Origin of the sequence: Tenacibaculum holothuriorum (assembly GCF_002120225.1) — a bacterium.
GTDB classification, from domain to species: domain Bacteria; phylum Bacteroidota; class Bacteroidia; order Flavobacteriales; family Flavobacteriaceae; genus Polaribacter; species Polaribacter holothuriorum.
This window is the reverse complement of the sequence record NZ_LAPZ01000001.1, coordinates 454,166-474,302: the sequence shown is the minus strand read 5'-3', so window position 1 is coordinate 474,302 and position 20,137 is coordinate 454,166. Positions and strand designations below refer to the sequence as shown.

Annotated in this window: 19 protein-coding genes; 8 read left to right on the top strand and 11 right to left on the bottom strand. The window is 30.7% G+C overall.

Features of this window, described 5'->3' with window-relative positions; genetic code table 11:
• Positions 1-18 precede the first annotated feature (18 nt).
• Together WH52_RS02260 and WH52_RS02255 are read right to left on the bottom strand one after the other, a co-directional pair.
• Positions 19-1,080 (bottom strand): endonuclease, encoded by a 1,062-nt coding sequence (locus WH52_RS02260; RefSeq protein ID WP_086029289.1) that lies wholly within the window; start codon positions 1,078-1,080, stop codon positions 19-21.
• Between the two features lie 2 nt (positions 1,081-1,082).
• Positions 1,083-2,294: an RsmB/NOP family class I SAM-dependent RNA methyltransferase gene (locus tag WH52_RS02255; protein ID WP_086029288.1), complete on the bottom strand. Its 1,212-nt coding sequence runs from the start codon at positions 2,292-2,294 to the stop codon at positions 1,083-1,085.
• Between the two features lie 61 nt (positions 2,295-2,355).
• Between WH52_RS02255 and recG the strand changes: the two genes are divergently transcribed.
• Complete coding sequence (recG, locus tag WH52_RS02250; protein ID WP_086029287.1) at positions 2,356-4,452, top strand: ATP-dependent DNA helicase RecG; 2,097 nt, start codon at positions 2,356-2,358, stop codon at positions 4,450-4,452.
• A gap of 181 nt (positions 4,453-4,633) precedes the next feature.
• Here the strand turns inward: recG and WH52_RS02245 are convergent, their stop codons facing one another.
• The 6 genes from WH52_RS02245 to WH52_RS02220 form a co-directional block, all read right to left on the bottom strand.
• Positions 4,634-6,898, bottom strand: a complete 2,265-nt coding sequence (locus WH52_RS02245) for a TonB-dependent receptor (RefSeq protein WP_086029286.1) — start codon at positions 6,896-6,898, stop codon at positions 4,634-4,636.
• A 70-nt stretch (positions 6,899-6,968) separates the two neighbouring features.
• The gene (locus WH52_RS02240; protein ID WP_143592018.1) at positions 6,969-7,289 is read right to left on the bottom strand and encodes a hypothetical protein; all 321 of its coding nucleotides are present in this window, start codon (positions 7,287-7,289) and stop codon (positions 6,969-6,971) included.
• An 82-nt stretch (positions 7,290-7,371) separates the two neighbouring features.
• Positions 7,372-8,148, bottom strand: coding sequence for a TerC family protein (locus WH52_RS02235; RefSeq protein ID WP_086029284.1), 777 nt, complete (start codon positions 8,146-8,148; stop codon positions 7,372-7,374).
• Between the two features lie 40 nt (positions 8,149-8,188).
• Positions 8,189-8,614 (bottom strand): hypothetical protein, encoded by a 426-nt coding sequence (locus WH52_RS02230; protein WP_086029283.1) that lies wholly within the window; start codon positions 8,612-8,614, stop codon positions 8,189-8,191.
• Positions 8,614-9,957, bottom strand: coding sequence for an adenylosuccinate lyase (purB, locus tag WH52_RS02225; RefSeq protein WP_086029282.1), 1,344 nt, complete (start codon positions 9,955-9,957; stop codon positions 8,614-8,616). Before purB ends, WH52_RS02230 begins: the two co-directional genes overlap by 1 nt.
• Positions 9,958-10,027: 70 nt before the next feature.
• A complete protein-coding gene (locus tag WH52_RS02220) occupies positions 10,028-10,639 on the bottom strand; it encodes a Crp/Fnr family transcriptional regulator (RefSeq protein WP_233131501.1) in 612 nt (203 codons plus the stop codon).
• A gap of 51 nt (positions 10,640-10,690) precedes the next feature.
• On the opposite strand from WH52_RS02220, the gene WH52_RS02215 reads away from it, so the two are divergent.
• A complete protein-coding gene (locus WH52_RS02215) occupies positions 10,691-11,086 on the top strand; it encodes a group III truncated hemoglobin (protein WP_086029280.1) in 396 nt (131 codons plus the stop codon).
• On the opposite strand, the gene WH52_RS02210 is transcribed toward WH52_RS02215, so the two are convergent.
• The gene (locus WH52_RS02210) at positions 11,079-11,423 is read right to left on the bottom strand and encodes a hypothetical protein (protein ID WP_086029279.1); all 345 of its coding nucleotides are present in this window, start codon (positions 11,421-11,423) and stop codon (positions 11,079-11,081) included. The two genes, WH52_RS02215 and WH52_RS02210, sit on opposite strands and share 8 nt — an antisense overlap.
• A 140-nt stretch (positions 11,424-11,563) precedes the next feature.
• On the opposite strand from WH52_RS02210, the gene WH52_RS02205 reads away from it, so the two are divergent.
• The 5 genes from WH52_RS02205 to WH52_RS02185 all read left to right on the top strand — a co-directional run bounded on the left by WH52_RS02205 (position 11,564) and on the right by WH52_RS02185 (position 17,557).
• On the top strand, positions 11,564-13,579 hold the full coding sequence (locus WH52_RS02205; protein WP_233131500.1) for a VWA domain-containing protein: 2,016 nt from the start codon (positions 11,564-11,566) through the stop codon (positions 13,577-13,579).
• Between the two features lie 65 nt (positions 13,580-13,644).
• A complete protein-coding gene (locus WH52_RS02200) occupies positions 13,645-14,043 on the top strand; it encodes an acyl-CoA thioesterase (protein ID WP_086029278.1) in 399 nt (132 codons plus the stop codon).
• Positions 14,044-14,073: 30 nt separating this feature from the next.
• Positions 14,074-14,406, top strand: a complete 333-nt coding sequence (locus tag WH52_RS02195; RefSeq protein WP_143592016.1) for a hypothetical protein — start codon at positions 14,074-14,076, stop codon at positions 14,404-14,406.
• 108 nt (positions 14,407-14,514) lie between these two features.
• Positions 14,515-16,668, top strand: a complete 2,154-nt coding sequence (locus WH52_RS02190; RefSeq protein WP_086029276.1) for a TonB-dependent receptor — start codon at positions 14,515-14,517, stop codon at positions 16,666-16,668.
• A 67-nt stretch (positions 16,669-16,735) separates the two neighbouring features.
• Positions 16,736-17,557, top strand: a complete 822-nt coding sequence (locus WH52_RS02185; protein WP_086029275.1) for a prohibitin family protein — start codon at positions 16,736-16,738, stop codon at positions 17,555-17,557.
• Between the two features lie 52 nt (positions 17,558-17,609).
• Here WH52_RS02185 and WH52_RS02180 read toward each other — a convergent pair whose 3' ends face one another.
• Positions 17,610-17,915 carry a DUF6787 family protein gene (locus WH52_RS02180; RefSeq protein ID WP_086029274.1) on the bottom strand — a complete coding sequence of 102 codons (306 nt, stop codon included), beginning with the start codon at positions 17,913-17,915 and terminating at the stop codon, positions 17,610-17,612.
• Positions 17,916-17,995: 80 nt separating this feature from the next.
• Positions 17,996-18,640 (bottom strand): DUF937 domain-containing protein, encoded by a 645-nt coding sequence (locus WH52_RS02175; RefSeq protein ID WP_086029273.1) that lies wholly within the window; start codon positions 18,638-18,640, stop codon positions 17,996-17,998.
• A 127-nt stretch (positions 18,641-18,767) separates the two neighbouring features.
• On the opposite strand from WH52_RS02175, the gene WH52_RS02170 reads away from it, so the two are divergent.
• A complete protein-coding gene (locus tag WH52_RS02170) occupies positions 18,768-20,093 on the top strand; it encodes a dicarboxylate/amino acid:cation symporter (RefSeq protein ID WP_086029272.1) in 1,326 nt (441 codons plus the stop codon).
• Positions 20,094-20,137: the final 44 nt, after the last annotated feature.

The window sequence follows — 20,137 nt, the reverse complement described above, 5'->3', positions numbered from 1 at the left end:
GCTTTAAGCTTCCCTTTTTTATTGAATGATAATTTTTTTGGTTGTACTCGAATTTTTACTCGATATTTTTAAAAGATAAATACCACTATTTAAAGATTCAATAGTAAGTAAATTATTATCAAATACTGGTTTATTAGTAGAGAATACTTTTTTACCAATAACAGAATATAAAGTAATATTTATAATGCTAAGAGATGAATTAGGTGTTCTTATATTTATACTTCTTGTTGTTGATGGATTTGGAAAAATAGCAATTGAAGATAAAAGAACATTTTCTTCAGTACTAGCGGTAGCCCAACGATTTTCGGCAGTTGGACCTCCCCAAATTTGAGTAGCTAAATTCGGGTTGTCGATAAAAGGATTTCTATTACCTTGACCGTAAGTGTTACTAGAATTCTCAAGATAATTATTACGTTGATCTTCGGTAGCAGAAACAGGATCAGCTGCATTCCATTCAAGGAATAAATTCATCATATTACTATCAACAGAATTAGTAGCACCAGTTCCAACATTTTTTGGTAAACATTGATTTCCGTAGCGTAAATACATATACATAATAATTCTTGCTACATCACCACACCATTCATCTCCAGGATACCAACCACCAGATACACTTTTAGAATTACCAGAGCCATTGGTAAACAATAAATTTCCTCGTGAATTGTTTCTTTGTACATCACTAGCTCTAATATGATGTCCGTCTGCACCAGGTGTAGTATTATTACTAAAAGAAGGTGTTCCTAAAGATTTAGGATACACGTGTTCTCTATTCCAATCACAACTACTCCCTCCATTGTCATTAATTCCTCTTTTTAAATCATTTGTACAATCAGAGTCACTACCATCTTCCCAACCATAAATTAAAAATACTTTTGAAGCGTCATTAGGATCTACATCAGTAGCTTGATCTGCTTCCCATCCGTAACTCAATACTTTGGTGTGCGTATTAATAATTTTCGTTGCTAATTCATCACGTAATGCTGTGCCAGATTTGGTTAAATCTACATCATTATAATAGCTTTGCTGCGCAAAAAGAGAAAACGAAGCAAGAAAAATTAATAAGGGTAATTTTTTCATCATAATTATTTCTTTTCTAACAGTGCCATATAGAATCCGTCGAAACCAGATTCTGAAGCAAGCACTTTCTTATCTTCTACAAAGATAAAATCTTTTCCTTCATCAGAAGCTAAAAAGAATTCTATTTGTTGCTGATTTTCAGAAGGTAACACTGAGCAGGTAGCATAAACTAACTTTCCGCCAGGTTTAACCATTTTAGAATATTGTTGTAAAACCTCTTGTTGAACACCTCTAATTCTATCTAAAAACTCAGGTTGTAATTTCCATTTACTATCAGGATTTCTTCTGATTACTCCTAAACCAGAACATGGAGCATCAATTAAAACTCTATCTGCTTTTCCATGTAATTTCTTAATAACTTTGGTAGAATCGATAACTTTAGTATCGATGTTGTGAACTCCGTTTCTACGTGCACGAACTTTAAGCTTTTTTAATTTACTTTCGTAAATATCCATAGCTATAATTTGTCCTTTGTTTTCCATTAAAGATGCTAAGTGTAAGGTTTTTCCACCAGCACCAGCACAGGTATCAATAACTTTCATACCTGGTTTCACATCTAAAAAAGGAGCAACTAATTGCGAAGAAGCATCTTGAACTTCAAAAAAACCTTTCTTAAAAGCAGCAGTTTTAAAAACATTCGCTCTTTCTACAAGTTTTAAAGCATCATCATTTCCTTTGATGAATTCCGTATCTATATCTTCAGTGCGAAGCATTTTTTGTAACTGTTCTTTAGAAATATTTAAAGTATTGGTTCTTAAAATTACTTCAGCTTGCTTGTTTAACGCAGCTATTTCTTTAGTCCAAACTTTTTCACCTAATTCTCTAACGCCAACTTCATCAATCCAATCAGGAATAGCTTCTCTAAACTTTCTAATTTTAGATAATTCATCAAACTTTCCTTTAATTCTACGAGTTGGAGTAGGTTCAATTTGATTCCAATCTGGTAATTTAATTCCTTTTAAAACACACCAAACGGCAAATAAACGCCATAAATCTGGTCGAGAAAAAGGAGCTTTAACATTCGCAATTTCAGCATATAAACGTTTCCAACGAACAATTTCATAAATAGTTTCGGCAACGAACTTACGATCTCTTGCTCCCCAACGTTTGTCTCTTTTTAAAGCTTTTTCAACAGCTTTGTCTGCATAAACATCTTCATTAAAAATATCGCGTAGGCTATCGATAACCGCGAAAACTAAATTTCTATGTAGTCTCATTTGATGGATTTAAGGCTGCAAAGATAGTTGAATTTAATGGCTTTTTGTATTTTCGTTTTGCATGAATTTAAATCAACCCGTTACGTATATAAAAGGAGTAAGTGTTGCTAGGGCAGAATTGTTGTATTCTGAGCTAGGAATACGTACTTGTAGAGATTTATTACATTTATTTCCTTTTAGATATGTAGATAAAACGCAGTTTTATACGATAAATCAGTTGCAACAAAACTCATCTGAAGTTCAAATTGTTGGAAAAATAACAGGTATAAAAACGGTAAAACAAAAAAGAGGAAGCCGATTGGTTGCCACTTTTGCAGATGCTACAGGAACTATTGAATTGGTTTGGTTTAAAGGTGTAAAATGGATTCAAGATTCTCTTAAAGTAAATACACCTTATGTAGTGTACGGAAAATTGAATTGGTTTAATGGTAAAGCAAGCATGCCACATCCTGAAATGGAGACTGTGAGTGCTTATAAAAGTAAACTTCAAATGGCTATGCAGCCTGTGTATCCTTCGACAGAAAAGTTAAGTAATAAAGGAATTACCAATAAGGTCATGCGAACTATGATTCAAAACTTGTTACAGCAAGTTTATGGATCTATAGAAGAAACATTTCCGAAGTATTTTATTGATGAATATCAATTTTTTGGAAAGAAAGAAGCTTTGTTGAATATTCATTTTCCTAAGAGTCAAGAATTATTAGCAAAAGCTCAATACAGATTAAAGTTTGAAGAATTGTTTTTTATTCAAATTCAATTGTTGTTAAAAAAGCTGATTCGAAAATCTAAAATTAAAGGATATGTTTTTGAAAAAGTAGGAGAGGAGTTTACCAATTTTTACGAAAATTATCTACCGTTTGAATTAACCAATGCCCAAAAACGAGTTTTAAAAGAAATTCGAAAAGATGTTAGTACTGGAGCTCACATGAATCGCTTATTACAAGGAGATGTTGGTTCTGGTAAAACCATTGTTGCTTTATTAACGATGTTATTGGCAATTGATAACGGATATCAAGCAACAATAATGGCTCCTACTGAGATTTTGGCTACCCAGCATTACAACGGAATGGTAGAGTTGTTAAAAGGCACCAATGTTACTGTTAACTTGCTAACAGGCTCAACAAAAACCAAAAAGAGAAGAGAAATTCATCAAAATTTAGAAGACGGAACATTACATATTTTAGTAGGTACACATGCTTTGTTAGAGGATAAAGTACAGTTTAAAAACTTAGGAATTGCCATTATTGATGAACAACATCGTTTTGGAGTTGCTCAACGATCTAAAATGTGGCAAAAGAATGAATTGCCCCCTCATATTTTAGTAATGACTGCTACGCCAATACCAAGAACTTTGGCAATGTCTGTTTATGGAGATTTAGATATTTCTGTCATAGATGAATTACCACCAGGAAGAAAAGAAATAAAAACAGTACATCGTTATGATAGTAATAGATTAGCAGTTTTTAAGTTCTTAAAAGATGAGATAGAAAAAGGTAGACAAGTGTATGTGGTATATCCGTTAATTCAAGAATCGGAAGCAATGGATTATAAAGATTTGATGGATGGATACGAAAGTATTTCTCGTGAATTTCCTTCACCAAAATATCAAATAAGTATTGTTCATGGACAAATGAAACCTGCCGATAAAGATTATGAAATGGAGCGTTTTGCCAACGGTGAAACTCAAATAATGGTAGCAACAACTGTTATTGAAGTTGGAGTAAATGTTCCAAATGCATCGGTTATGGTTATTGAAAGTTCTGAACGCTTTGGATTAAGTCAATTACATCAGCTAAGAGGTAGAGTTGGTAGAGGAGCAGAACAGAGTTATTGTATTTTACTATCGAGTTACAAATTATCTTCCGATGGAAAAACCCGTTTACAAACCATGGTAGAAACTACTGACGGATTTAAAATAGCCGAAGTAGATTTAAAATTAAGAGGTCCAGGAAATATTATGGGAACTCAGCAAAGTGGTGTACTGAATTTAAAAATTGCCGATGTTGTTAAAGACAGTCCTATTTTGCATCAAGCACGTCAAATAGCTATTAAAACGTTAAACGAAGACCCTAATTTATCGAAACCAGAACATGAATTGTTTTTAAAAACATATACACAACTACAAAAGAAAACGGGTATTTGGAGTAACATCAGTTAATTTAAATAAAAAAAGAAAAAGCTGCCGATAATAAAATCAGTAGCTTTTTACTTATTTAATAATTAGAAGCCCCCCAGCTCGTAATTATTTACACTTCAAAGTTATATATTTTTTTAATTTATACAACTAAATGAAACAATTTGATGTGTGTTTAGTCGTAAAAAAAATAAATACTTACATTTTATATTGTAAAACGTAAACCTAGTACAATATTTCTACCTGCATTTAAAATACCATCAGATTTTAAGCGAGATAAATGATTAATATATTTCTTGTTAAATAAATTGTTTACAGATATAGAAGTATTGAACTTAGTTTTTCCAAATATTAAATCTCCACCAAAGCCTAAGTTAACTAAACTATAGCCATTTGTTTTAGTTTCAAAAGAACTAATATTATTTTGATCGAAAGTAGTATTTAAAGAAACTGAGGCATAACCACTTTGTAACCAGTTAGATACATTAAACTCTCCTCTAAAAGAGTTTTTCCATGTATTAGCAGGAATTAAAGGTAAATAACTTCCATTATTTTGTTTACCAATTACTGTTTCGAAACTACTTTCTAAATGTAACCAATCTAACGGGTGAGGGTGTAAGTGAAAACCAAATTCTCCTCCATATAATTTAGCATCTTCTTGAGTGAATCTAAAAACAGGTGCGCCATCTTCAACTTCACCAGTAGGAGCAATAAAAATATAATCGTTAATAGAATTATAAAAACCATTAGCAAATAATTCGAAATGCTCGGTATCATATTCAAAAGAAAGATCTACTTGAATGTTTTTTTCTGTAGATAAGTTGTTGTTTCCTACTTCAAAACGATTCGTTCCGTGATGTACTCCGTTTGAAGTTAACTCTGCTAAGTTAGGTGCTCTAAAACCAGTTGCGATATTTATTCTTGTATCTAAATGTTTAAATAAAAGAGTTTTAAATCCTAAAGAGGCTGTAAAACTATTGAAAGATTTGTCTATCGCATTAAAAATATGAGTTTCATCTTCATGTTGAACTTCATGTCTTTCGGTGGTTATTGCTCTATTATCAAAACGAACACCTGCTTGTAATGTGTTTATGTCATTCCATTCATAATTTGCAGTAACAAAAGCTCCAAAGTCATTTACTTTTGCGTTTGGAATAAGAAGTTCTTCTCCGAAGTTTTTATTAGTTTGATGCATTCCTTGTATACCCACAAGTGTTTCAAAATCACCAAATTTTGGTAAGTGGTATTTAAGATTATAGCTAAATGTTTTTAGTTTCATTCTTAAGGCAGCTTCATCACCATGCTCTTCATGTTCTTCTTCAGTTTCATCTTCATCATGATCTTCATGCTCTTCAAATTCACTTCTGTCGTTAATAATATAACCAAAGTCAGCATCTAATTTTGAATCTCCGAAGAAAATGTGGTTATGTAAACTAATAACGTGATTGTTAATTTTTTGATAAGGATTCTCTGGAGTAGTAGTTGTAGTTTGTTCTTTAATTCCTTCTTCAGGAATACCAACAACTGTGTTGTTAAAGTTATAACGTAATTCTGAAGTAAAATAATCTTTATTGAAACCTACACCTAATTTTAAATCTTTTTCTTTAAAACGAGTGTTTGTTACTCTTTGATTAGTTGGAATCTTATAATCTGAATGAAGAGCATATGTTCCTCTTGCTAAAAAATTCCATAAATTACCAGAGTGTTTTAAGCCTATCGTAGTATTACTACCTAAAGTATTACTAAAGTAACGTTGACCAAATAAGAGTTGAGATTTGTTCTCTGGAGCAAATTTTTCAGGATTAATATATAAAACACCTCCTAAAGCATCAGAACCGTATAATAAAGAAGCAGGACCTTTAATTACTTCAATACTTTGTATTCCATTATCACTTAACCCTAAACCATGCTCACTACCATATTGTTGATTTTCTAAACGTACCCCTTGAGTATATACTAAAACTCTGTTACCACTAAGCCCTCTAATAACTGGCTTTCCAATTCCAATTCCTGTAGAAATTTGAGATACACCAGCAATATTTGTAATTCCTTCTGCTAATGAACTAGCTCCAGTTTTTTGTAAAGATTTGGCTGTTAATCTATCAACTTTCATAACATTGTCTGATTGTAGTTTATTGAAAGGTGTAGAAACAATAACCTCGTCTATTTCAAAAATAGCTTCCTTAAGAGAAAAGTTGTCTGTAATACTATTATTCTTGAAAGAAAAAGTTTTAGTAATAGTTTTATAACCTAAAAAAGTTACATTAATTGTTATCTCTCCGTTAGGAATATTTTTTAAAGTGTATTCTCCTTTTTGATTTGTTGTTGTTCCTTTATGAAGCATAGGAGCATAAATCTCTACTCCTTCTAAAGGTTGATTATTAGTGTCGGTAATTTTTCCAGATAAACTGTTTTGTGCATATACAGCAACGAATCCTAATAAAAATAGGATTGTAAATAATTTTTTCATTAGTATTTACTATTTAATGATTTTAAATAAAATTGAGCTTGAAGTAGTTATACTCTCCAATAAAAACTGATTAAATAGTAAAGTAGGGTGGTGCTCTAGATGATTTTTTAGAAAAGTAAACAACCTTATCTTGTTGTGGTTGTTCGATAAAATTTTGTGAATAATAATCTTGAGGAATTACCTCGTAATTATTATTTATTTGAAAAGAAAAGAGCTCTAATTGTAAGTGTAACTCTGCACAATCATTTTCTAATTCATGTAAATGCTGATCTGTTTTAGAGGTACATACAACATGCTCATGCTCTTTGAAAGCATGCATAGACTGAATTGCTGTAGGTAATACTAAAGCGATGAAAAAAAGGGTTGCTATGAGTTTCTTAAACAGCTGCATTTGGGCAAAAATATAAAAAATAAAACACCTGATGATAATTTATCATCAGGTATTGAAGAAAAGTGTCATAAACTTTTCTTAATTATTTCTTAGAATTACCTCTCATTCTCATATTTAGCATTTCTACAACTAAAGAGAATGTAATAGCAAAATATAAATATCCTTTAGGAATTGTACCCATTTCTTCACCAAATAATACTGCATGTGATAAATGAGCACTTTCAGCAATTAACATGAACCCAATTAAGATTAAGAATGATAATCCTAACATTTGAATGGTTGGATGCTTATTTACAAATTTACCAACAGGATTAGCAAATAACATCATAATAATCATTGATAAAACTACAGATGTTATCATAATAATCATCGCACCTTCAACACCATTAGTCATACCCACAGCAGTTAAAATAGAATCGAATGAGAATACAATATTAATTAAGGTAATTTGAATGATAGCTTGAGTTAATGTATATCCTTTTTGAGGCTTGCCATTAGTTTCGTCGTCATCGTCACCTTCTACTTTATGGTGAATTTCTTTGGTACTTTTATATAGTAAAAATATTCCCCCAGCAAATAAAATTAATGCTTGACCAGTTACACCAGCTTTAAACCAAGATAAATCAATATGGAAAAGAGGAGAGTTCATAGCAATAAGCAATGAAATACCAAATAATAAAGCAATACGTAATAACATGGCTAAAACTAAACCAATGTTGGTTGCTTTTTTCTGTTGATTTTCAGGAAGTTTGTTTGCAGCAATCGATATAAATATAATGTTATCGATACCTAAAACAATTTCTAAAAAAGTTAACGTAACCAAGGCACCCCAAGTATCTGGTTGTAAAAATATTTCCATAGTTTATAGTTGATTTTTTTATTAGATCAGGCTAAAATACTTATTGTTTTTTAGAAATAAAAACGGTTCCTTTTTGTTTAAAATTTGAGTATCCAATTTTTGCAGTAAAACTATATGAAGTATCGGTAACCTTATTTATTTGAACAAAAATTGGATCTTTGTCTAATTTTGTTTTAGGATTTTTCATTCTAAGTGAATACGCAAAATTGTTTTTCCACTTTATAAAAAGTGTATCAATATGCTTTACCTTTTTTAAAGTAGCAACAGAATCTTTATATACACTAACCTCTTTAGTATATTCTTCAATTTGAAGGCTATCTACTCGAGTTATAAATGTTTTTCCGTAACCATCACCAGCAGGTATTTCAAACGTTCCTTTTTTAAAACGCTCTGGGTTGCCTTGTGGGGTATTGTTACATGAAACAAAAAATATGAATACAAATAAAAATCCTAAAAATGTTCTCATTAAATTCCTGTATAGTTAGATGGAGTAATTTGTTTTAATTCGGCTTTGATAGCATCTGAGACTTCTAACGTATCAATAAAATTAGCAATTGATTGTTGTGTTATTTTCTCATTAGTACGAGTTAATCCTTTTAAAGCTTCGTACGGATTTGGGTAACCTTCGCGACGTAAAATAGTTTGAATAGCTTCTGCTGCAACTGCCCAGTTATTTTCTAAATCTTCTTCAAACTTAGCTTGATTCAATAATAATTTATTCAATCCTTTTAAAGTGGCTTTAAAACCAATTACAGTATGTCCGAAAGGAACTCCAACATTACGTAAAACAGTACTATCTGTTAAATCACGCTGTAATCTTGAAACAGGAAGCTTAGCCGATAAATGCTCAAAAATAGCATTGGCAATACCTAAATTTCCTTCAGAATTTTCAAAATCAATCGGATTTACTTTATGAGGCATTGCCGAAGAACCAACTTCACCTTTTTTAATTTTTTGTTTGAAATAGTCCATAGAAATGTATGTCCACACATCACGGTCTAAATCGATTAAAATAGTATTGATTCTCTTTAAACCATCGAACAAAGCAGCCATATGGTCGTAATGTTCAATTTGAGTTGTTGGAAAAGAATGGTGTAATCCTAAAATATTTTCTACGAAATTGGTTCCGAAGTTTTTCCAATCAATATTTGGGTAGGCAACTTTGTGCGCATTGTAATTTCCTGTTGCTCCACCAAATTTAGCAGCATTTGGCGTGTTTTGAATAAATAGTACTTGCTGATTGATTCTCTCTACAAAAACAAACAACTCTTTTCCTAATCTTGTAGGAGAAGCTGGTTGCCCATGTGTTCTTGCTAACATTGGTATGTTTTCCCATTCTTCTGATAATTCTGCAAGTTTAGAAGTTAAACCATCTAAAGTTGGGTAATATACTTCTTCAATAGCATCTTTTATAGATAGAGGAATTGCCGTGTTGTTAATATCTTGAGAGGTTAGTCCGAAGTGAATAAATTCTTTATGTTTTTTTAAACCTAAAGCATCAAACTTTTCTTTAATGAAGTATTCAACTGCCTTAACATCGTGATTCGTTACGCTTTCAATCTCTTTAATTTTTAAAGCATCTTCGGCAGAAAAATCTTCATAAATTTTACGAAGGTCACCGTATAAATCAGTATTGAAATCGCTTAATTGTGGTAAAGGAATTTCGCATAAAGCAATAAAATATTCAATTTCTACTTTTACACGATATTTTATAAGTGCTTCTTCAGAAAAATATTGAGCTAAATCCGAAACTTTATTTCGGTATCTACCATCTATAGGAGAGATGGCGTTTAATTGAGTTAAGTTCATTTTTGTGTTGTTGTGTTGTAAAGCGCAAAAGTAAAAATAACTACAATTAATTTCTAAAAATCAGCAGTTTTTATCTGAAAACTTTTCGCTTAACGATTTTTACTTTTCCTTGTTTTTCTAAATTCTTAATTGCTCTAATGGTAGTTTCAACACGTAAACCTAAAGTATCGGCTATTTGCTGTCTTGTATAAGGCACTTCAAAAGCAAAAGAATTGGTGATATTGTATACATCGTTTTTTAAATAATCTAGAAATCGTAAGATCCTATGTGCGGGTTCTTGACTCGATATTTCTGAAGCAATAATGGCTTTGTAATATAAGCGTTTCGCCAAAGTTTTCGTGAAATAAAGATGAATATCAGGATTTTCTTGAAGTAACTTTAAAAATTCGTCTTTTGGAACAATAAATAATTGAGTCTCATCTAACGAAATAGCATGTGCAGGATATTTTACATCAATAAACAAAGGAGGTTCACCAAAGCTTTGTTCTTTATAAAATATACCTTGAATAAACTCTTTTCCTTCGTCATTAAAATTACTCATTTTTACTGCTCCAGAAAGAATTTGATAATAGTTTTTAGCATTATCATTTTCGTTAAAAATAAGCTCATCTTTCGCAAATGTTTTAACTTGCGAACCGATAGTATGAAGTAGTTGAGTTGGAATCATTATGATTAAGGTCATAAATTGTCAATAGTATAAAGATATACTTTTGAGGTAAATTAATATAGAGTAATGGCAACAAAAGAAATTGAAAACAGAGCAGATGTTTTTTTATTAGTAAATACGTTTTATAATAAAATTAAAAAAGATGATTTTATTGGTCCTATTTTCCTGAAATCAATTTCTGATGATGAGTGGGAACCTCACATAGAAAAATTAACAGACTTCTGGGAAACAAACTTGTTTTTTGTACGAAAGTTTAAAGGAAATCCAATGAAAGCGCATCAAGATGTAGATGCTAATTTTCAATACAGTATTCATCAAGAACATTTTGGTAAGTGGCTTGAATTGTGGTTTACTACAATCGATGAACTTTTTCATGGACAAAAAGCAAACGAAGCCAAAGAAAGAGCACGAAACATTGCCTCTATGCTCTTCTTTAAAATGTTTGAGAAAAAACCTAAATAGCTAATAAAGCTAATTGATAAATAATCATACCAATATTACCTACAATACTAATTATAAATGCCCAAGCTATATATTTAAAAGGGCGTTGGCTAATAGCTACTGCATTTGCCCCCATAGCAGAGATACATGTAAATGCCAAAGGAATAATATTAATTTGTTTGTGAATTGCTAAAGCGGCAGAAAAAGAAGCTATCATAGTACTTACCATTATCAAAATAACTGCGATTCCTATTCCGTTTTTTTCTTCTTGTTGAATTTTTTTGTTGATATAGTCTATTAAAGAAAAAGATCGTGGTTTTAGAGTGATGTCTGTGTTTATATTTTGTGTAGTAATCATAATTAAAATAATTTACTACAAAGTTACTTTAGCTACGAGTCTTGGTTTTATGACTCTAATCATAAACAAAGAATAAATTGGCTGTATTTTAAGTGAATTTTTAATAGTTATTTATATATTCACGGTTAAAAATATTTTTAGTGAGCGTTACTACAATAGTTTATTTGATACTTGCAGCTTTATTGAGTTTGTTAGTGGCATTTTTTCAATACTTCTACAAAGAAAAAATACAAACTGTTAGAAGAATAGTATTGTTTACATTAAAATTGTTAAGCTTTTTTTTACTGTTAGTTTTATTAATTAATCCGAAAATAAAATTAAATACTACTGAAAATAGCAAACCGATTTTAGCTGTTTTAAAAGATAAATCGTCTTCTATAAATTATTTTAAAAGTGAACAAACATTAGAAGAGGTTGTAAAAAAGATAGAATCAAATTCAGAACTCAATAATAAGTTTTCAATTAGAGCCTATTCATTTTCTGATAATATTTCATTGTCAGATTCTACGTTAAACTCTCAAAAACAAACTAACATTTCGAAAGCTATACAATCTGTAAATGAATTGTATAAAGATAAACTCGGAGCCATAGCTATACTTACCGATGGAAATCAAACTGTTGGAAATGATTATGAATTTGTACGTTCTAACAAGAAGATATTCCCAGTAGTTGTGGGAGATACAACGCAATATCAAGATGTTCGAATAAGTCAATTAAACGTAAACAAATACAATTATATAAAGAACAAGTTTCCTGTGGAAGCTTTGTTGCATTATAATGGTAAAAATTCGATTACCACAGAGTTTGCAATTTTTCATAAAGGAAGGAAAGTATTTACAAAAAAAGTACAATTATCACCAGATAAATCTACAGAAACAGTTGTTGCCAATTTAGAATCCACAGGAAAAGGAGTACAGTTTTATTCCGCTCAAATTACTAAAATAAATGGCGAAAAAAATACTAAAAACAATATAAAAAACTTCTCTGTAGAAGTTATAGATGAGCAGCAAAAAGGATTGATTTTAGCATCAGTTTTACATCCAGATTTAGGAGCATTAAAACGAGCTATTGAAAGTGATAAGAAAAGAAGTGTAACTATTGAAACGAATTTGAATAAACAGATAAACTATTCAAATTATCAATTTTTTATTCTATATCAACCCGATGCCAGTTTTAGTCGAGTATTGAATGCTATCAACTCTAATTTTTTAGTCGTAACAGGATTAAAAACCAATTGGAGTTTTCTAAATTCAAAATTCGATTTTTCTAAAAGTAGTATCAATCAATCAGAAGATTATTTAGCTGATTATAATAAGAATTTTATCACTTTTCAACAAAAAGATATAGATTTTAATAATTTTCCACCACTTAAAGGTCGTTTTGGTAGAATTACTATTCAAGGGAATTCACAAACATTATTACATCAAAAATTACAACGATTCGATACTAAACAACCATTATTATCAACTTTTGAAAAGAATGATATAAAATATGCTGCTCTATTTGGGGAAGGAATTTGGAAATGGCGAGCTGCTGTATACAGAGATAAAGAGTCATTTGAAGAATTTGATGCCTTTATAGGAAGCTTAATGCAGTATTTGGCTTCTAATAAAAAGAGAAAAAGGTTAGAAGTAACTTCAGAAAGATTGTACCAAGCCAATGAAATCATTACCATATCAGCCTTATATTTAGATAAGAATTATGTGTTTGATGATAGAGCTTCTTTATGGCTAACTTTAACTAATAAAGAGACCAAAGAAGTAAAAAGACTACCCATGTCTTTAAAAGGAAATTCTTATCAACTAAATATAGAAGATACTCCAGAAGGAGATTATTCTTATAAAGTTAGTGTTGATGGACAAGTTATTAACGCTTATGGTCGTTTTAAAGTTTCTGAATATAATGTAGAAGAGCAGTTTACGAATGCAAATGTTAAAAAGCTACAAAAGTTAGCCGATAACTCTGGAGGAAAATTATTCCATCTAAACCAAGAACAAGATTTAATATCGTTACTAAATAATGCTGAAGAGTATTATACAACTCAAAAGACTATTGTAAAAGAAAAGAATTTAATTGATTGGAAATGGATTTTATTTCTTGCTGTAGCATTATTGTCTTTAGAATGGTTTATCAGAAAATATTATGGTAAAATATAAATTACCAATTGTTTTTATTGGTTCAAAAGAGATAAAAACGTAAACTTTGTTGTAAAACAGATACTATGAGATTTCACACACGTAAATGGGTAAAACCAGAAGATTTGAATCCAAACGGAACTTTATTTGGAGGTCGTTTATTACAATGGATAGATGAAGAAGTAGCCTTATATGCTATTATTCAGTTAGAAATTCCGAAAACGGTAACTAAATTTATGTCTGAAATAGATTTCGTGAGTTCAGCAAAACAAGGAGACATTATTGAAATAGGAATTGAAGTTGTAAAGTTTGGAAGAAGCTCAATAACATTATCTTGTGAAGTACGAAATAAAATTACTCGTAAAACAATTATTTCAATCGATAAAATAATTATGGTAAGTTTAGATACTGAGGGTAAACCAGTAGCTCACGGAAAAACAAAGATTGAATACGTTAAAGACAGATTACAAGATATTGATGAATAAACTTATAAAAGCTGTATATTTGCAGTAGTTATGAGAAACCTAATCATCTTCATATTTACATTTGTTTTGTTATTGCCGCCTGCGCAAGCACATAACGATATTCTGGTATATGAAGATGTTTTGGAACATTTAGATGTTGATACTGAACATGAAGAAGAGCATCATAAAAATGATACTGAAGAAGAAAAAGAAACAGAACACCATCATCACTGCACTACAGTGAGTTTATCATTAGATTTTATTCCTGTTGAAAATAGTTTTGAAATTATTCCTTTTGTAGAAATACAAAAGCAAAATAGTTTTTACCAAATACCCCAATATACTTCTTATTTGAGTGGTGTTTTTCAACCACCAAAAAACTAATTAATTATTATTTGTCAGTTTGAGTACAGACTTGAACTTCTTAGATGCATCTTTTCATAGAAAAAGATGTCTATTAGCACACATTTTATAATTAATTAGATATCAATAATGATAAAAAATATAATTATAACCCTATTCTTTGGGTTATTAGCTATAAATACTATAGCACAAAACACAGTAACGATTAAAGTAATTTCTGATGAAAAAGAGCTATTACCAGGCGCATCAGTATTTATAAAAAACACAATTTTAGGAGGAGAAACGAATATAGATGGAGTAACTACAATTAATAACATACCTAATGGTAATCAAACTTTTATAGTCTCTTTTATAGGGTTTGAAACTGTGGAAAAAAATGTTAGTTTTCCAACTAATCAAACAGAGATAATAATTGAACTTCATGAAGATGAAGAGTCGTTAGATGAAGTAGTAATTCAATCTACTCGTAGTAAACGTTCTATTGCAGAAATACCAACAAGAATTGAAGTTGTAGGAGCTGAAGAGTTAGGAGAAAAAGCTGTGATGAATTCAGCAAATATAGCCATGGTATTAAGGGAAAGTACTGGGATTCAAATGCAGCAGACCTCTGCCAATTCGGCTAATCAATCTATAAGAATTCAGGGGTTAGACGGAAGATTTACACAATTATTAAAAGACGGATTCCCTGTGTTTGGAGGTTTTTCTAGCGGATTAAGTATCATGCAGATTCCACCATTAGATTTAAAACAAGTTGAGATTATAAAAGGAAGCTCTTCAACTTTGTACGGAGGAGGAGCTATAGCTGGTTTGGTAAACTTGGTGTCAAAACAACCAAAAGAAGAGCGAGAAGTAAGGTTAATGTTCGACCAAACGTCTAGAAGCGGAAGTACATTAAATGCTTTCTATAGTGAAAAATTTAATAAGTTCGGACTTACTTTGTATACTTCGGGAAACATGCAAAATGCAACCGATGTAAATGACGACCATTTTACTGATATTCCTAAAGTGAGAAGTTTTAGTTTAAATCCATCTTTATTTTATTATCCAAATGAAAAAGAAACTTGGCGATTAAACTTTAATACAACAATAGAAAATAGAATAGGAGGAGATGTAGATGTTATCAACAATAACCCAAGTCCACAGCATAGTTTTTCAGAAGAAAATAAATCACAACGTTATGGAACTCAATTAAGCTATACGAACGAAATTTCTGACGATAAATCGTTCAACTTTAAAAACAGTATTAGCTACTTTAAACGAGATTTATTACTACCAAATACTCAATTTAAAGGGAAACAATGGGCTACATTTACAGAAGCTACATTTAATCTTTATAAAGAAAAATCTGACTGGGTTTTTGGAGCTAATGTAATTACTGAAAAATTTATTGAAGACAAGACAGCTGTATTAGATCGTAGTTATAATCAATTTACAGCTGGAGCTTTTTCTCAAAATAATTGGGAATTTGCTGAAAAGATGACCTTAGAAAGTGGTTTAAGAGTAGATTATAATGAAAACTATGGGGTATTTGTGTTACCTAGGATTTCACTATTTATAAAATACAACGATGTAGTTTCAAGTAGAATTGGAGGTGGTTTAGGATATAAAATCCCTACAATTTTCACTGAAGATGCTGAGCAACGTTCGTATGAAAATGTATTAGGAATTAATCCAACTAATTTTGATGCAGAAACCTCGCTTGGTTTTAATGCAGATGTAAATTATAAAACCAAAATATTTAATGATAACGTATCGTTGTCATTTAATCAGTTGGTATTTTTTACACGTTTAAAAAACTCATTATTACTTCAACAAAATGGAACTAAATATGAATTTACAAATGCCTCTAATTCTTTAAATAGTTATGGAGCGGAAACGAATGTAAAACTGAAATACAAAGATTTTATATTATTTACCAATTATGCGTATAATAATGTAAAAATGAATGGAAATCAAAAAGCTCTAACACCAAAACATAGTATTGGTGGAGTATTAATGTATGAAGTTCATGATAAGTGGCGTATAGGTTATGAAGCGTACTATAAAAGTTCACAATTAAGAAATAATTTAACAACTACACCAAACTATTGGACTATGGGGTTTATGGTAATGCGTACTTTTGGAAAGGTTAGTATTTACATGAATTTTGAAAACTTTACAGATACTAAACAACAGAATTATCAATCCATGATAATGCCACCGCATCATAATCCTGGGTTTACAGATATTTGGGCTCCAACCGATGGATTTATTTTTAATACAGGAATTTTAATTACGCTATAATTTAACTCAGTTTATTTATTGACACATAAACGGTATTAGTCGTACATTTGATAAAAAATAAATTAAAATGGCAAGACAACAATTTGAATTACCAAAAGCAGGTCTATTAATTCCTGTAGCTATAGCGCTTATATTTTTTATCGCAAAATCAACAGAAACTATTGGCCCTGGTGAAGCTGGAGTATTGTTTGAGCGTTTCGGAGATGGTATTAATACGGATAAAACGTACGGAGAAGGATTTCATATCGTTGCTCCTTGGAATGAAATGATTGTTCAAAAAGTTCGTCAGCAATCTATTTCTGATAAAATGAATGTACTTTCTGTAAACGGATTAGAAGTAAATGTAGACGGAACAGTTTGGTTTAAACCAGAATACAATAAACTAGGTTTTTTAATTAAAACAAAAGGAGCTAATTATATATCAGAAATTTTAGACCCTGCAATTAATGCTGCTGCACGTAGTGTTGTAGGTCGTTATACACCAGAACAATTATATTCTAGTAAAAGAGATGTAATTGAACAAGAAATATTAGAAGCAGCTAGAGAAGAATTAAAAGATCAATATGTAGTTGTAGAACGTGTTTTAGTAGAAGATGTACAATTACCAAACACTATTCGTGATGCTATTGAGCGAAAATTAAAGCAAGAACAAGAGGCTTTAGAATATCAGTTTAGAATTGAAAAAGCTCAAAAAGAAGCTGAGCGTCAAAGGATTGAAGCAAAAGGTAAGGCAGATGCAAATAAAATTTTAAGTGCTTCATTAACTGATAAAATTTTACAAGATAAAGGTATTGAAGCAACAAATAAGTTGGCAGAATCTAACAATAGTAAAGTAGTTATTATTGGTTCAGGTAAAAACGGAATGCCTATTATTTTAGGAAATCAATAAAGGTAAAACTTTATAAGACTAAAAAGCTCCCAATAATTATTGGGAGCTTTTTTTATTTTTTAAATAAGAATCCAAATCCTAATCGGCTTAAAAATTTCTTTTCAAATTCCCAAAAGAAATCAAATTTTCCAAATACCCAACCAACTAAAGGAAGTGTGGTTTGATAGATAGGGAATATTAATAAAAATCTATAAAGAAAATATAAAAACCAATGTGTATTATCAGAAGTTACTCCGAAGTAAGATAAAATAGGACCACCTATTTTTGCTGCAAAAGAACCATTGATAGAAAAAACTAATAAGACTGCAATAACATCCCAAGTAGTTTTTAATCCCCAACGTTGTTTTAATTTTTCCATGGGGCAAAAGTAATTAAAAGAAAAAGGGTAAACAACCAATTTGCTTACCCTTTTTCAAAAAGAATGTGATGTTCTTTATCTTATTTCTTTCCAAATAAACCTCCTAAAAGACCTCCTAAAAGACCTCCCGATTTTTGGTTACTAGCTCCTCCTAAAACCATTCCAGCTACATCATCAACAACGCTACCATCACCATCAGCATCTAAAATTTGCTCTAAGAAACTTTGTTCTCTTTGAGTTGAGTTTCCTCCTAAAAGACCACCTAATAAACCACCTAAGTCACCAGAATTGCTTACATTGTTTTGACGAGATTGCTTACCTAAAACTCCCATTAAAATAGGAGCAGCAGTTTTTAAAATGTTAGCTACTGAACCAGCATCCATACCTGCTTTTTGTCCAATAACTTGTTCAACACCTTGTTGCTTGTTTCCTAATACGTGACCTAAAATTTTTCCACCATCTTGTAACACATCGGCATTAACTCCTCCTTTAAATAAATCACCTAAGTTATCTAAGATTCCGCCATCGTGTTTGTTTAAAGCTCCCATTAACCCTTCAGCACCTTGTTGTGAAGAAGCATTACGTTGCATAGCTTTCATTAAAACTGGTAATGCCATAGTTAAAACACTACTTGTTTTATTTGTATCTTGACCAGTAGAACCAGCTACACCAGAGATGATGGTTTTTCCTAAATCACTGTTTAATAAATCTAATATTCCTGCCATTTTTTATTTTTTGTTATAAGATTAGTAATCTGTTTTCATATATTGTGACACAATATACAAATTAAAAGTCACATTAATTTTAAATAATTATTTTTACGACTTAAACTATTAATACTACTTTTTATACATGAAAAAACTCGCTTTACACTGGAAAATTCTTATAGGAATGGTTCTAGGTATTTTATTTGGTTTAGCAATGACAATGATTGATGGAGGTGCAGGTTTTGTTGGAAATTGGATTAAACCTTTCGGAACAATCTTCGTTAAGTTATTAAAATTAATTGCAGTTCCTTTAATTATTGCTTCTCTTATAAAAGGTATTTCAGATTTAAAAGATATCTCAAAATTTAAAAATATTGGATTAAGAACAATTGGTATTTACGTTGGTACAACGGTTATAGCAATTACTATTGGTTTATTATTAGTAAATATTGTGAAACCTGGTGATGGAATTTCTGAAGAAACTATTAGCAGATTAACAGAAACCTATGCAAATAGCGGAAGTGTACAAGCAAAAATAGCTGAGGCTAGTAAGCAAAAATCTAGTGGACCTTTACAGTTTTTAGTAGATATGGTTCCTGATAATGCTATGAAAGCAATGAGTAACAATAAAGCTATGCTACAAGTTATTTTCTTTACTATTTTCTTAGGAATATCAATGTTATTGGTTGGAGAGAAAAAATCGAAACCATTAAAGAAGTTTTTCGATTCTTTGAATGAAGTAGTATTAAAAATGGTAGACTTAATCATGTTGTTTGCACCTTATGCAGTATTTGCATTATTGGCTAATGTGGTAGTATCATCAAATGATCCAGATTTATTGTTAGCCTTATTAAAATATGCGTTAACTGTTGTGGGAGGATTGTTGATTATGGTAGTTTTCTATATGATTTTAGTAAGTGTATTTACCAAGAAAAACCCATTATGGTTTTTACAACAAATTAGTCCTGCACAATTATTAGCTTTTTCAACAAGTAGTAGTGCTGCTACTTTACCAGTAACTATGGAACGTGTTGAAGAACACGTAGGAGTTGATAAAGAAGTATCGAGTTTTGTATTACCAGTTGGTGCAACTATAAATATGGATGGTACAAGTTTATATCAAGCTGTAGCTGCAGTATTTATTGCTCAAGCACTAAGTTTCGATTTAACTTTTGGAGATCAACTTACTATTATTTTAACAGCATTGTTAGCATCTATTGGTTCTGCAGCAGTACCAGGAGCAGGTATGGTAATGTTAGTAATTGTTTTAGAAGCAGTAGGTTTTCCTGCTGAAAAATTAGCAATTGGTTTAGCGTTAATTTTTGCTGTTGACAGACCGTTAGATATGTGTAGAACAGTTATTAATGTTACAGGAGATGCTACGGTATCTACTTTAGTAGCAAAATCAGTAGGAAAACTAGGAAAACCGAATCCTAAAAACTGGGATGATAACTACGATGAAGTAAAATAAAATTTTATTTTTTCAGTCTAAAAAAAGACTATATTTATAAACAC